A 13,529-nucleotide genomic window follows, 5' to 3' on the forward strand; every position below is an offset into this window, starting at 1 on the left:
CTTGTATTGCCTTTTTGTTTCTTCTAAAATAGATATTGGAAATGTTTAGCTATTATGTATATTATTATATTTGCCTCTTTTGCGTATATATTTTTGTCAAAAATAAAGACTATACTTGAATTATTTTGCTTATTCCGTTTGACAAATGGCCGCATGTATATGATAATAAGTTCTAGGTAATAATTATTACAAATAAAACATAAAACTGGAGGTAGAGAGTATGTCATTAATCGGTAAACAAGTTCAACCTTTCACATGCCAAGCTTACAGAAACGGCGAATTCGTTACTGTAACGGAAGAAGATTTCAAAGGTAAATGGTCTGTTGTATGCTTCTATCCTGCAGACTTCACATTCGTTTGCCCAACAGAATTGGAAGACCTTCAAGAACAATATCCAAAATTAAAAGAACTTGGCGTTGAAGTATATTCTGTTTCAACTGACACTCACTTCACACACAAAGCATGGCATGATACTTCAGAAGCGATCAGTAAAATCACTTATACAATGATCGGCGACCCAGCACACGTTCTTTCAACACAATTTGAAGTATTAAGAGAAGGCGAAGGCGTTGCTGACCGCGGTACATTCATTATCGACCCAGACGGCGTAATCCAAGCTGTTGAAATTAACGCTGACGGCATTGGCCGCGATGCAAGCACTCTCATCGACAAAATCAGAGCTGCACAATATGTACGCAACAATCCTGGCGAAGTATGCCCTGCGAAATGGAAAGAAACTGGTAAAACTCTTAAACCAAGCCTTGACCTTGTTGGTAAAATTTAAGGAGACGATTCAGCATGGCATTAGATGCAGATATAAAAGCCCAATTAAACCAGTACTTGCAATTGCTTGAAAATGATATTGTCATTAAAGTAAGCGCAGGTACTGACGAGGTTTCCAAAGAGATGCTGGCTCTAATTGATGAGCTGGCATCCATGACTCCAAAAATTAAAGTCGAAAAAGCCGAACTGAAAAGAACACCTAGCTTCAGTGTAAACCGTGTCGGAGAAGATACCGGCATCGTGTTTGCAGGTGTTCCGTTGGGCCATGAATTCACTTCATTAGTATTGGCTTTGCTCCAAGTAAGCGGCCGTCCTCCAAAAGTTGACCAAAAAATCATTGATCAAATTAAATCCATCAAAGAAGAATACCACTTCGAAACATATGTCAGCCTTACTTGCCACAACTGCCCGGACGTTGTACAGGCACTTAATATCATGAGCGTGCTAAATCCAAATATCACGCATACCATGATTGACGGTGCTGTGTACAAAGAAGAGGTTGAAAGCAAAAATATTTTGGCAGTGCCAACAGTTTATTTGAATGGCGAACCTTTTGCGAGCGGCCGTATGCAGATTGAGGAAATTCTTGACAAACTTGGACAAGGAGCTGCGGTTGAAGAACTGTCGAACAAAGAGCCGTTTGATGTTTTAGTGATCGGCGGTGGTCCGGCGGGAGCCAGCGCAGCAATTTATGCAGCCCGCAAAGGAATCCGTACAGGTATTGTGGCAGAACGTTTCGGCGGCCAAATTCTTGATACATTGACAATTGAAAACTTCATCAGTGTAAAAGAAACGGAAGGTCCGAAACTTGCCAAAGCCCTTGAGGAACATGTCAAAGAATATCCTGTTGATATCATGAATTTGCAACGGGCAAAACACCTCGAAAAGAAAGATGGCATGATTGAAGTAGAACTTGAAAATGGTGCCGTTTTAAAAAGTAAAACTGTCATCGTTGCAACAGGTGCCCGCTGGCGCAACATTAACGTTCCTGGCGAACAAGAATTCAAAAATAAAGGTGTTGCATACTGCCCTCACTGTGATGGACCATTATTTGCCGGAAAAGATGTTGCAGTAATTGGAGGAGGCAACTCCGGAGTCGAAGCGGCAATCGATCTTGCCGGAATTGTCAACCATGTCACATTGCTTGAATTCAATGATCACTTAAAAGCGGACGAAATCTTGCAAGAACGTCTCAATAAGCTTCCAAATGTGACAGTTATCACAAACGCAGCTACAAAAGAAATCACGGGTACGGACAAAGTAAATGGCCTTACTTATGTCGACCGGGCAACTGGGGAAGAAAAACACATTGAATTAGCCGGTGTATTCGTTCAAATCGGCCTCGTTCCGAATACAGAATGGTTGAGAGGTACGCTTGAACTCAACCAAATCGGCGAAATCATTGTTGACAAAAAAGGTGCGACTTCAATTCCTGGCGTATTTGCGGCAGGAGACTGCACAGACAGCCCATACAACCAAATCATCATTTCCATGGGCTCAGGCGCAATTGCCGCATTGAGCGCATTCGACTACCTCATTCGAAATTGAATATTGCACACTTGGCCCTAAAAGAAGTTCATCTTTTGGGGCCAATATTTTTTGAAGCCGCACTTCTTGTCTAAATGATATAGGCTTTATATAAATTCACATAACATTTTACATATAAATTGAAATTTTAAAAATACTATTTTTTTATTTTATATTGGTTACTTTAAGTAATGGAGTTTATTTATATTACTTGTTTTGTTATTAACAAGAATTTTTTGATAGAATACATGTGAAAGAGGTGTTTCATAAATGAATCAGCCAGCGATTTGTCCAAAGTTTGAAAAAGCCGTATCCATCATCAGCCAAAGATGGACTGCTCTCGTCATATATGAATTGCTTTCCGGACCCAAACGCTTCAGCGAAATTCAATCTGCAATCGGCATCAGCGGAAAAGTGTTATCCGACCGGTTAAAAGAATTGGAACAGATGGACATTATCGACCGCAAAGTCATTCCTGCCACACCAGTCATGATCGAATATTCGTTAACTGAAAAAGGGCGTGCAATGGAGCCGATATTGAAATCGATCGAAGAATGGTCTCAACAATGGATTTCCGTCGATTCAACTCAATCGTAAATGAAAAGGCATTAGTAAAAGAATTACTAATGTCTTTTCATTCCGGAAAATTCCTTTTAGACGGAAGTGCTGGCCGCGGCTGCGGTACTTTGATCATCTTTCACACAGTCTATGGCAATAACAAGCGCAATAATGATTGTTTCCATTTCTTCATTTAAAATTTCTACTTTGTAACTATCCCCCCAAGTAAACCACTCTTTGCTTACTTGGCCAATTTTTTCGCCATTTTGGAACACTTCGAAAGTCATATCCCACCAATTGCCGCGCACTTCGATTCCTTCAGCGTCAATGGTATATCGGGAGCGGAAGAAAGTGAATTCCTTTTTGATGGTGATCACCTGTTTTCCTTCCATTACAACGGTAAACTTCGGCAAAAAGGCGAATACTTTTTTTGTAATAACCGCCACTTCCCGACCTTGCATGTTATAAATCGTAAAGGTTTTTGGTATTTTTAAGAAACTCCCCTCTACATAATACACATCGTTTCCATGCTCGTCTCTCACCTTAAACTTATCAGTGAGGCTAAGAAGCTTCTGTTTGATAAAAAGCTGTTTCATCAATGATTCATTCCTTTCAAATCAGCTCATACAAAGTCTCAACCATCCCTTAAGACAATTTTCGGATGATAAAATCGATAAAATATCGGCCAGTTATAGTCAATGTATTATAGTCGATGCAATCGTACGGGCAATCGGAGGATCCACATTCTTCATCACCAATTGTCGGAAGGCTTTATACATTACCATCTCAGGAACCATTATAAACATTAGTTTTACTAATAGTTATCCATTTGTTAGAATCTTTTCTAACAAAATGCTAACGAAATGCTAACGAAATGCAATGGAGGATAAGAGATGGAGACAAATATAGCAGCATGGAAAAAAGGCGTGAAAACGGGCATCCCGGTTGCCTTCGGTTATTTTGCGGTTTCTTTTTCCTTCGGTATTCTTTGTAAAAAGGCAGGACTAAATCCCTTTGAAGCGGTATTGATGTCGGCAACGAATTTAACTTCCGCAGGCCAGTTTGCCGGACTTTCGATGATCACGGCAATGGCAACGTTGATTGAAATCGTCCTTGCACAGCTCATCATTAACTCCAGATATTTTTTAATGTCCTTTTCGCTATCTCAAAAGATTCCAACCGATACACCCATTTATCATCGATTACTATTATCTTATGGGATTACCGACGAGATTTTTGGAGTTTCGATTGCTCAGCCGGGAAAATTGAATCCGTATTTTATGTATGGAGTGATGACTGCGGCGGTTCCAGGCTGGACATTAGGGACGCTTTTCGGGGTGGCTTCGGGCAATATTTTTCCCGAAAGGATTACGAGCGCTTTGAGCATTGCCCTTTATGGAATGCTTCTTGCAGTGATTATTCCGCCTGCCAAAAAGAATAAAGCGATTGCCGGCATGATTGTTGTATCGATGCTGTTCAGCTCTCTTTTTGCAATCATCCCTGTTTTAAAAAACATTTCATCTGCAGTGAAAATCATTGTCCTCACCGTAGTCATTGCAGGGTGCGCAGCCTTCTTCTTCCCCCTTAAGGAGGATGAGGCATGAATCAAACAATTTGTTATATTTTAATCATGGCTCTCGTTACATATTTCATTCGTGTTTTGCCATTAACCCTTGTGCGAAAGGAAATAAAAAATATTTATATCCGTTCCTTTTTGCACTATGTCCCTTATGTGACATTGGCTGTCATGATTTTTCCCGGCATTTTAGATTCCACATCTTCTCCCTGGTCTGCGCTCGTCGGTTTCATTGTCGCCATAATCGCCGCTTATTCCGGAAGAAGTGTCGTTACGGTGGCGTTGCTTACGTGTGGAGCCGTATTCATCACGGAATGGTTTTTATATTAAGATATGGGGGAACCCTCTTCCCCCAAAACCTCATAAATTTACTAACCGCCCAATTACTTCTTAACATTTTTTCCCCGGAAATTCCCCAAAGAAAAATCCTCATTATTCATTCATAATTCGCGCCATTCCGCATTATTATGGAATAAGGAAAAATAAAGGGGGAATAAAAAGCTTCGAGTAAAAGGTTCGCACATCGTTAGAAAGGGCATGCGAAAAACAAACAAAGGGGTGTATTCATGAAAGGAGCCATTTGGATCCGGCTTGCTGCGCTTTATCTGATTATCGGGGTTCTCGTCGGTTTGTTCATGTCCTACACATTGGATCTCCAGTGGGATTCTGCACATGCTCATGTAAACTTAGTCGGATTTGCATCGACGGCACTTTTTGGAGTTATTTATAGCGTTTATCCAAAAGCAGCAGTCAACTCAACAGGAAAAGTACATTTTTGGCTCCATAATTTAGGAATCCCTATTTTCCTTATCAGCGCCTTTTTAGTTCAGGTTGACAATCTTCTTGATGCTGCACATATTCTCACGTATATCGGCGGCGGAGCTTTCTTCTTGGGAACACTCTTCTTTGCATACAACGCCTTCCAATATATAAATGATTCTAGTACAAAGTAAAAAATAAAGTGGAAAGGTATGCAAACGAATGGATGATGTTTGCATACCTTTTTCATATTAAGCCGCTTTCCCTGTTAGTGCAATGGGACCATTCATCAGCCATCTTTATAGTGTTTCAAAATGCCATCGATTTCCATAAAAAAGCCGTCCCCGAGCGGAACGGCCTTTTCTTTTGCAGCACTACAGATTGCTTTGAAGCCGTTTTAAAATACGTTGATAATCGTCCCTGTCGATTCCAGGAGCAAATTCCTCCGGCAACTCAGGAAGATCCGGGACAGGTGCGCCTTCAGGAGTTCCGTGAATCACTTTTAACTGTTCACCCGTTTCAGGATTTTTCCCTTTCCAAATTTGGTTGATATCCCGATAATCCTCCTCGCCCCATGTATACAACACATTAAATAAACCCTGTTCGATAAACGGTTTTGCATAGTCAAATTTGCTGTTGTCTAAGCTCGGAACCGGGAGCATTTTCGTCACATCCACGCCCGTTGCCATTTCAATGGCTTTGGCATAAGCAATAATGTGCGTGCCTCCCCGGACGAGCAAATAGCCGATCATTGTCAACGCCGTCGGGTGGGTTGTCATCTCATACACCCGCATTTTGTGGGTTCTTGCACCAATTTCCAACATAAAATTGAAAAGAAGATCTGCTACGAGGTTGCCTGTGTTTGTAACAAATTCACCGGTCCATGGTCTTCCCATTGAATCTCCTGGATAAGCGGTTTGAGCGGTTGACGTAAAGTGGAGGGAATAACGGGCATCTTTTCCGTTTTGAAGCGGGGCTGTGTCAGGTCCTGATGGAACAGTATTTCCTGTGGAGAGAAGATTGATGGCTGTCGATACTAATTCAACATGGCCAAATTCTTCTGCCGTAATACTTGCTACTAAATCATGAAAGGGTTTGAGCTTCTTTTTGCCCCGGAAATTAAAGGATTGGAACATATAATTATTTAACGTGGACATTTCACCATATTTTCCGCCAAGCAGTTCTTGCACAGCCGCTGCCGCATTCATATCGCCGTGTTCCGGAATCGGCAATTCAACGAGAATTTTGTTCACACGTTTAAACATTAATGGATTTGCCTCCATCCTTAGATTTTAACCATTTGTATCATATGCCGGACGAAGCTTGCATTATGCCTATTTGATTGGCTGAATCCAGATAATTTGCTCTGTTCTTACATAAAATGGCGATCCGCCCATTTGCACGACAATATGATCCGGCATAACCGTTTTTAAAACTCCCCTTAAACTGCCACGAATGGTTTGAACAGCAATAGATTGATTTTGAAGTCCTTTCAAAGTTTCATAGACATACGGATCACTGAGCTTCCAGTTTCCATTCATCTTTCAACACCCCTTTTTACAAGTCCATTGCAATATATGCAATGTCGGCGAAAAATGTGCCGTTGTCTATGTTTTTGGATGCTTACAAAAATAGTGCAGTACTCTGCAATTTTCCTTGCAAAGTACTGCACCGAGGCAATTTATTGTTCATTCTCTTTAGATCGCTTTAAGGAAGAGAGATCTTCCTCTTCGCCAAATTCTGTTCTGTAGTTTATCTGATTTTGTTTTGGCTGGCTGCCGGAACTCGTTGTCTCTTGCCGATTCAATTCATCCCAAGGCTCAAACAAGAGCGTTAAGCAAAATAATCCGCTCAAGCCTACCAAGCCATAGATAATGCGTGAGACAACGGAATCTTGCCCTCCAAATAAAGTGGCAACTAAATCAAAATTAAAAAATCCAATGAGTCCCCAATTGATAGCTCCGATAATGGCCAGTACCAGAGCAATTCTTTGCAAAACTTTCATTACCATACCTCCTTACATTTTTATCTTTTCTATTAAAGGAGGATTTCATGCAACAATATTGGGATTTTTTCAATTTTCCAAATTCCAAATTATTCCATAAACTTTATGAGCCAGCAAGTCGACATCCTTGCTGACTTAAATCATCTTCTTTTTATTGTTGATTATTCAATTTCAATTAATAGGTCGCCTGTAGAAATGGAATCTCCCTCTTTGACGTAAATTTCTTTTACCACACCGTCTTTTGGCGCTTGCACAGTTGTCTCCATCTTCATGGCTTCTGTAATCAATAAATGGTCGCCCCGTTTGACAGGACTGCCTTTAGATACTACCACTTTCAGTATGGTACCCGGCATCGTTGCACCGATTTGATTTGGATTGGATGGATCCGCTTTGATGGCTTTATTACCCTTTACCTCCACCGTCATATCTTGTACGATAATTTCCCGAGGTTGGCCATTAATTTCAAAGTAAATCACCCGTGTACCATCATGTTGCGGCTCCCCAATGGACACTAATTTAATAATCAATGTTTTTCCTTTTTCAATTTCTACTTCAATTTCTTCGCCCAGGCGTAAACCGTATAGGAATGTCGGCGTATCCAATACAGAAATGTCACCATATTGGTCACGCACTTTTGCGTATTCTTCAAATACTTTTGGATACAGTGCATAGGCGATTAAATCTTTCTCAGTCGGTTTGAATCCAACTTTTTCTTCCAGCTCAACAGCAAGTTTACTAAAATCAACCGGCTCAAGCAGTTCACCGGGACGCACTTTAATTGGCTTGCGATCTTTTAGTATGAGCTTTTGCAATTTTTCTGGGAATCCGCCATAAGGCTGTCCCAGATAACCTTGGAAAAATTCTATGACGGAATCTGGGAAGTCAAGCGTTTTCCCGCGCTCAAAAATATTTTCTTCATCTAAATCATTTTGCACCATAAAAAGCGCCATATCGCCAACAACTTTTGAAGATGGCGTTACTTTTACAATATCGCCAAACATTAAATTGACGCGGGAATACATTTTCTTCACTTGCTCCCATCGATCTCCAAGCCCAACAGCTTTTGCTTGTTGCTGCAAGTTGCTGTATTGTCCGCCAGGCATTTCATGTACATACACTTCTGAATGAGGGGCATTCATACCGCTTTCGAAATCCACATAATATTTGCGCACATCCGCCCAATAGTATGACAGTTTTTCAAGGGATTCAATATCCGCTTTGACTTGCCGTTTTTCGCCGCTTAAAGCATAGTAAAGCGAATTGGCGCTTGGCTGGGAAGTTAAACCGGCCATGGAACCTAATGCCGTATCAATGATATCAACTCCGGCTTCAATGGCTTTCGCATAAACGAAAATACCATTTCCGCTTGTATCATGGGTATGAAGATGAATTGGCAAATCGGTTGTTTCCTTCAATTCGGAAATTAAACGGTAAGCGGCATTTGGTTTGAGCAGACCTGCCATATCTTTAATGGCTAAAATGTGCGCGCCGGCTTGTTCTAATTGTTTGGCCATTTCCTTGTAATATTGCACCGTATATTTTGCTCTTCCATCATCTAAAATATCGCCCGTATAGCAAATAGCCGCTTCTGCCACTTTTCCATTGAGGCGAACTTCATCGATGGCCACTTCCATCGCTTTTACCCAGTTCAATGAATCGAAAATGCGGAATACATCAATACCGGACTGAGCGGATAATTTAATAAATTCGCGGATGACGTTATCCGGATAGTTGGAATACCCTACCGCATTGCTTCCTCTAAATAACATTTGGAATAGGATATTCGGAATTTTTTTGCGCAATCTTTCCAACCGATCCCAAGGGTCTTCTTTTAAAAAGCGATACGCAACATCGAAAGTTGCACCCCCCCACATTTCAAGGGAGAAGAAATCGTTCATCAATTGGCTTGTGGCATGGGCAATTTCAAACATATCTTTTGAACGGACGCGTGTGGCAAGGAGCGATTGGTGGGCATCCCGGAATGTTGTATCAGTAAGCAATACATCATCCTGGGCTTTAATCCATTGGATCAGTCCATCCACTCCTTGTTCATCCAAAATTTGTTTTGTTCCGGATACCTTTTTTTCAGGTACAGTCGGAATATTGGGCTGAACGAAGATTGGTTTTGGCCGTTTTTCGATTCCCGGGAAGCCGTTCAATGTAACATTTCCGATATAGCTTAACAGTTTGGTTGCCCGGTCTTTCCGCCCTTTGAATTCAAATAATTCAGGTGTTGTATCAATAAAGCTTGTATCAAATTGGCCGGTTAGAAATTTCTCATGGTTTACAACATTTTCTAAAAACGGAATATTGGTTTTCACACCTCGAATACGGAACTCCCGCAAATTGCGATCCATTTTCTGTGCTGCTTCTTCAAAAGTTCTTCCCCAAGTAGATAGTTTCACAAGCAATGAATCATAGTGAGGAGTAACAACCGCGCCTTGGAAACCGTTCCCTGCATCTAAACGGACACCGAAACCACCGGATGATCGATACACTATAATTTTTCCTGTATCCGGCATAAAATGGTTTTTCGGATCTTCTGTTGTAATCCGTGATTGAATGGCATATCCAAATAAAGGAATCTTTTCTTGCTCAGGAATCTGAATTGCTTTACTATGTAGCCCATGACCTTCCGCAATTTTGATTTGTGCCTGAACAATATCAATCCCTGTAATCATTTCCGTAATGGTATGTTCCACTTGAATGCGCGGGTTTACCTCAATAAAGTAAAAATCGCCGCCGGTTACTAAAAACTCCACTGTTCCCGCACTCACATACCCCACGTTTTTCATCAATTTCACGGCCGCTTCGCAAATGCGGCGGCGCAAATCTTCTGAAAGGGATATGGACGGCGCAATCTCCACCACTTTTTGATGGCGGCGTTGGATCGAGCAATCCCGTTCATATAAATGCACGATATTGCCCTCTATGTCGCCTAGAATTTGAACCTCTATATGTTTTGGTTTCACAATGGCTTTTTCCACGTAAACCTCATCGGAACCAAAGGCCGCTTTTGCTTCGGATTTGGCCCGTTCATAAGCCTCTTTTAAATCGCTTGCCTTTTCCACAAGGCGCATTCCCCTGCCTCCACCACCAAGAGCCGCTTTAATCATGATTGGATAGCCGTATGTATCCGCAAACTGTTCAACTTCTTCCAAACTTTTCACCGGCCCATCTGTGCCCGGAATGACGGGAATTCCTGCAGCGATGGCTTGTTCGCGAGCCTTTACTTTATCTCCAAACATGCTTAAATGTTTTGATTTTGGGCCAATGAAGATGATCCCTTCTTCTTCGCAACGGCGAGCAAACTCTACATTTTCCGATAAAAAGCCATATCCCGGGTGAATTGCATCCACATCCGCTTCTTTAGCTATTCTTAAAATCCCTTCGATATCTAAATAAGCATCAATCGGTTTTTTTCCTTTGCCCACCAAATAAGATTCATCCGCTTTAAAACGATGGATGGCACCACTATCTTCATAGGAATAAATGGCGACCGTTTTGATCTTCAATTCGGTACATGCGCGAAAAATGCGGATGGCAATTTCACCTCGGTTTGCCACCAAAATTTTCTCTATTTTTTTCATAAGTTCTCCCCCATTTCTTCAAATTGCAAGCATCAATATCTTTTCAGACTATACTGTCAGGATTTCAGAACTTACGGAATCATCCATGTGAGTACGGTGCTTTGTAAAAATGTAATGATACAAACGCTTAGGAGAAGGATTAAACTGTATTTTAAAGCGAATTTTAATAGCTCCGATTCTCTTCCTATCAATCCAACCGCCGCTGCGGCTACAGCCAATGTTTGCGGCGAAATCATTTTTCCTGTAACCCCGCCCGAGGTATTGGCTGCCAACGCAAGAACCGGATCCATTCCAATCGAATCGGCGGTTACTTGTTGCAGTTTGGCAAACAGTACGTTTGAAGAAGTGTCGGAACCTGTTACAAATACACCAATCCAACCAAGTACCGGCGAGAAGAACGGGAACAAGTCTCCCGTTTTTGCTAACACTAATCCCAAAGTCGTCATCATTCCGGCTGTATTTGCCACATATGCATAACCGACTACACAGCAAATCGTAAGCAATGGGAATTTTATTTCATTGATGGTTTCCACGAAGGTTTTTCCCCATTTTCCCCAGGAAACTTTTAATAGAAATTTGGAAATGATTGCGGCAAGTAAAATGGCTGTCCCCGCGGCACCTAATAACTCAAATTTATAAACCGCCGCAATTTCCTTGCCGGTCGAACCATCAATGACGACATTGTGTAAAAACGGAACTTCCGGATAGAACGTGAACGCACTCCCAACTTTATTGACAATCGTTAAAAATGCGTTCCCCCCTTCATATGTACCTAATAACACCTTTTTGAAAGACGGAATTCCCCAAGCAGAGATAAATAGCGTTAGTACAATAAACGGAGACCAGGCTCTTAAAATTTGTCCACCAGAATAATGATTTTTTGTATCCTCCACTTGGCGATCCGTTTCAAAACGATAAATTTTTTTTGGCTGCCAGAAGCGCAAGAAAATCGTCAAAGCGATCAATGAAACCAGTGATGAAACGATATCCGGCAATTCCGCACCTAAATAGTTGGAACTCAAATATTGTGCCACCGCGAATGAAATTCCTGATATCAAAATGGCCGGTAATACTTCCAAAGCCCTTTTAAAACCGACCATAATGACAACTAATACAAATGGAATAAATACAGCGATGAGCGGCAATTGTCGGCCAACCATCTTCGATATTTCCAAAGCAGGGATTCCTGTGATCCCTTCCATTACCGTAATCGGCACCCCGATTGCGCCAAATGCCACCGGAGCTGTATTCGCAATTAAACAGAGACCCGCCGCCTGCAATGGTTTAAATCCCAACCCAACAAGCAACGCTGCAGTGATTGCAACGGGAGCGCCAAATCCTGCCGCGCCTTCCAAAAACGCTCCAAAAGAAAACGCTATCAAAATTGCCTGAATACGCCTGTCCGCTGTAATTGATAACACCGACGAACGAATCACATTAAAATGTCCTGTTTTTACAGTCAAGTTATATAAAAATACCGATGTAATAATGATCCAACCAATCGGAATAATTCCGTATACAGCGCCTTGTGATGCAGAAGCCATCGCTGTAGTCACTGGCACTTTAAATGCTATGACCGCAATAGCAACGGCTATCATCAGAGTGGTCAGCCCCGCCATATAACCTTTCATTTTTTTGATCGCAAGAGCCCAAAAAAAATATAAAATTGGAATAGTTGCAACTAGTGCTGTCCATCCTAAACTGTTACCGACGGCTGTAAAATTTTGTGTAAATGTCATTCTTTTTCCCCCAATACTTGTTTATATTATCCCTCATCAAATCATCTGATGACCTTATGACGTAGATTATAAATTGAATTTTTATAAAATTCAATGTTATTTTACTTAAACGACAATTTTTTCTGCGCTTTGCAAAGTCTTTGTAATAGTGGAGATTTTTCTATGTTCTTTATGTATAATGAACATAATAATCCGTGGATTTCACACAACGAACGAGGTGGACCATTTGAAACTTGCAAAAGTGAAAACAAAAAAAATTTATGAAGAAGTTTGCGAAATACTTTATGAAAAAATCCGTTCCGGCGAATTAAAACCGGGCGATCGATTAGATTCTGTCGAATATTTGGCGGAGCAATTACAGGTAAGCAGATCCGCTGTCCGTGAAGCATTGGCCGCTTTGAAAGCAATGGGGCTCATTGAAGTGAAGCAGGGATCCGGCACTTTTGTAAAAGATTTTCCCAAACAAAAGCTGGACTTTCCACTGTCCACTGCCATCCTTAACCATAAAGAAAACGTTCCCCATTTGCTGGAATTAAGAAAAATCATCGAAGTCGGCACTGCTAGAAGCGCCGCAAAAAACAGAACAAAAGAAGATATTGAGATCTTAGAGGGGATTCTCGAGAAAATGAAAGAAGTGCAAGGGGATGAAGAACTTGGTGAAAAGGTGGATTTTGAATTCCATATGGCTATCGCAAATGCTTCCCATAATCCACTATTGCCGAATTTATTAAACCAGGTATCCGGCCTCACGATTGAATTGATGAGGGAAACAAGGAGAATTTGGCTGTTTTCGAAACAGACCACCCTCGAACAACTTTATGATGAACATATGCAGATTTTTTTGGCTATCAAACAGCAAAATCCTGAACTTGCAGAACTGGCCATGTATTCCCATTTGAATAACGTAGAAAAAATTTTAATGAAATATTTCGATATGGCAGAATAAGGCAAAGTGCAGAAGTTTATCCGACTTCTGCCCTTTTTATGTTTTG

At 41.2% G+C, this 13,529-nt stretch carries 13 protein-coding genes; 7 read left to right on the plus strand and 6 right to left on the minus strand.

The features are described 5' to 3' along the window. The first annotated feature begins 220 nt into the window (after positions 1-220). The 3 genes from ahpC to FKZ59_RS07035 all read left to right on the plus strand — a co-directional run bounded on the left by ahpC (position 221) and on the right by FKZ59_RS07035 (position 2,907). Positions 221-784, plus strand: a complete 564-nt coding sequence (ahpC, locus tag FKZ59_RS07025) for an alkyl hydroperoxide reductase subunit C (RefSeq protein ID WP_141602043.1) — start codon at positions 221-223, stop codon at positions 782-784. Between the two features lie 14 nt (positions 785-798). Beyond that, on the plus strand, positions 799-2,331 hold the full coding sequence (ahpF, locus tag FKZ59_RS07030; RefSeq protein ID WP_141602044.1) for an alkyl hydroperoxide reductase subunit F: 1,533 nt from the start codon (positions 799-801) through the stop codon (positions 2,329-2,331). A 249-nt stretch (positions 2,332-2,580) separates the two neighbouring features. Further along, on the plus strand, positions 2,581-2,907 hold the full coding sequence (locus FKZ59_RS07035; RefSeq protein WP_141602045.1) for a winged helix-turn-helix transcriptional regulator: 327 nt from the start codon (positions 2,581-2,583) through the stop codon (positions 2,905-2,907). 56 nt (positions 2,908-2,963) lie between these two features. Here FKZ59_RS07035 and FKZ59_RS07040 read toward each other — a convergent pair whose 3' ends face one another. Continuing rightward, positions 2,964-3,464, minus strand: a complete 501-nt coding sequence (locus tag FKZ59_RS07040) for an LURP-one-related/scramblase family protein (protein WP_141602046.1) — start codon at positions 3,462-3,464, stop codon at positions 2,964-2,966. Positions 3,465-3,761: 297 nt separating this feature from the next. On the opposite strand from FKZ59_RS07040, the gene FKZ59_RS07045 reads away from it, so the two are divergent. From FKZ59_RS07045 to FKZ59_RS07055, 3 genes are all read left to right on the plus strand, one after another. Further along, the gene (locus tag FKZ59_RS07045) at positions 3,762-4,472 is read left to right on the plus strand and encodes an AzlC family ABC transporter permease (RefSeq protein WP_141602047.1); all 711 of its coding nucleotides are present in this window, start codon (positions 3,762-3,764) and stop codon (positions 4,470-4,472) included. Then, positions 4,469-4,774, plus strand: a complete 306-nt coding sequence (locus FKZ59_RS07050) for an AzlD domain-containing protein (RefSeq protein ID WP_141602048.1) — start codon at positions 4,469-4,471, stop codon at positions 4,772-4,774. Before FKZ59_RS07045 ends, FKZ59_RS07050 begins: the two co-directional genes overlap by 4 nt. A 236-nt stretch (positions 4,775-5,010) precedes the next feature. Further along, positions 5,011-5,397, plus strand: a complete 387-nt coding sequence (locus FKZ59_RS07055; protein ID WP_141602049.1) for a cytochrome-c oxidase — start codon at positions 5,011-5,013, stop codon at positions 5,395-5,397. A 180-nt stretch (positions 5,398-5,577) separates the two neighbouring features. On the opposite strand, the gene FKZ59_RS07060 is transcribed toward FKZ59_RS07055, so the two are convergent. The 5 genes from FKZ59_RS07060 to FKZ59_RS07080 form a co-directional block, all read right to left on the minus strand. Continuing rightward, positions 5,578-6,468, minus strand: a complete 891-nt coding sequence (locus FKZ59_RS07060) for a manganese catalase family protein (RefSeq protein WP_141602050.1) — start codon at positions 6,466-6,468, stop codon at positions 5,578-5,580. A gap of 69 nt (positions 6,469-6,537) precedes the next feature. Further along, entirely contained in the window at positions 6,538-6,744 is a 207-nt protein-coding gene (locus tag FKZ59_RS07065) for a YuzF family protein (RefSeq protein WP_141602051.1), read from the minus strand. A 140-nt stretch (positions 6,745-6,884) separates the two neighbouring features. Further along, positions 6,885-7,208 carry a DUF378 domain-containing protein gene (locus FKZ59_RS07070; RefSeq protein WP_141602052.1) on the minus strand — a complete coding sequence of 108 codons (324 nt, stop codon included), beginning with the start codon at positions 7,206-7,208 and terminating at the stop codon, positions 6,885-6,887. Positions 7,209-7,369: 161 nt separating this feature from the next. Next, on the minus strand, positions 7,370-10,798 hold the full coding sequence (gene pyc, locus FKZ59_RS07075) for a pyruvate carboxylase (RefSeq protein ID WP_141602053.1): 3,429 nt from the start codon (positions 10,796-10,798) through the stop codon (positions 7,370-7,372). A 71-nt stretch (positions 10,799-10,869) separates the two neighbouring features. After that, complete coding sequence (locus tag FKZ59_RS07080; RefSeq protein WP_141602054.1) at positions 10,870-12,537, minus strand: L-lactate permease; 1,668 nt, start codon at positions 12,535-12,537, stop codon at positions 10,870-10,872. 226 nt (positions 12,538-12,763) lie between these two features. Here FKZ59_RS07080 and FKZ59_RS07085 point away from each other — a divergent pair, with 226 nt between their 5' ends. Further along, on the plus strand, positions 12,764-13,483 hold the full coding sequence (locus FKZ59_RS07085) for a FadR/GntR family transcriptional regulator (protein ID WP_141602055.1): 720 nt from the start codon (positions 12,764-12,766) through the stop codon (positions 13,481-13,483). Positions 13,484-13,529 lie beyond the last annotated feature (46 nt).

This window comes from Ureibacillus terrenus (assembly GCF_006569205.1).
Classification (GTDB): Bacteria; Bacillota; Bacilli; order Bacillales_A; family Planococcaceae; genus Ureibacillus; species Ureibacillus terrenus.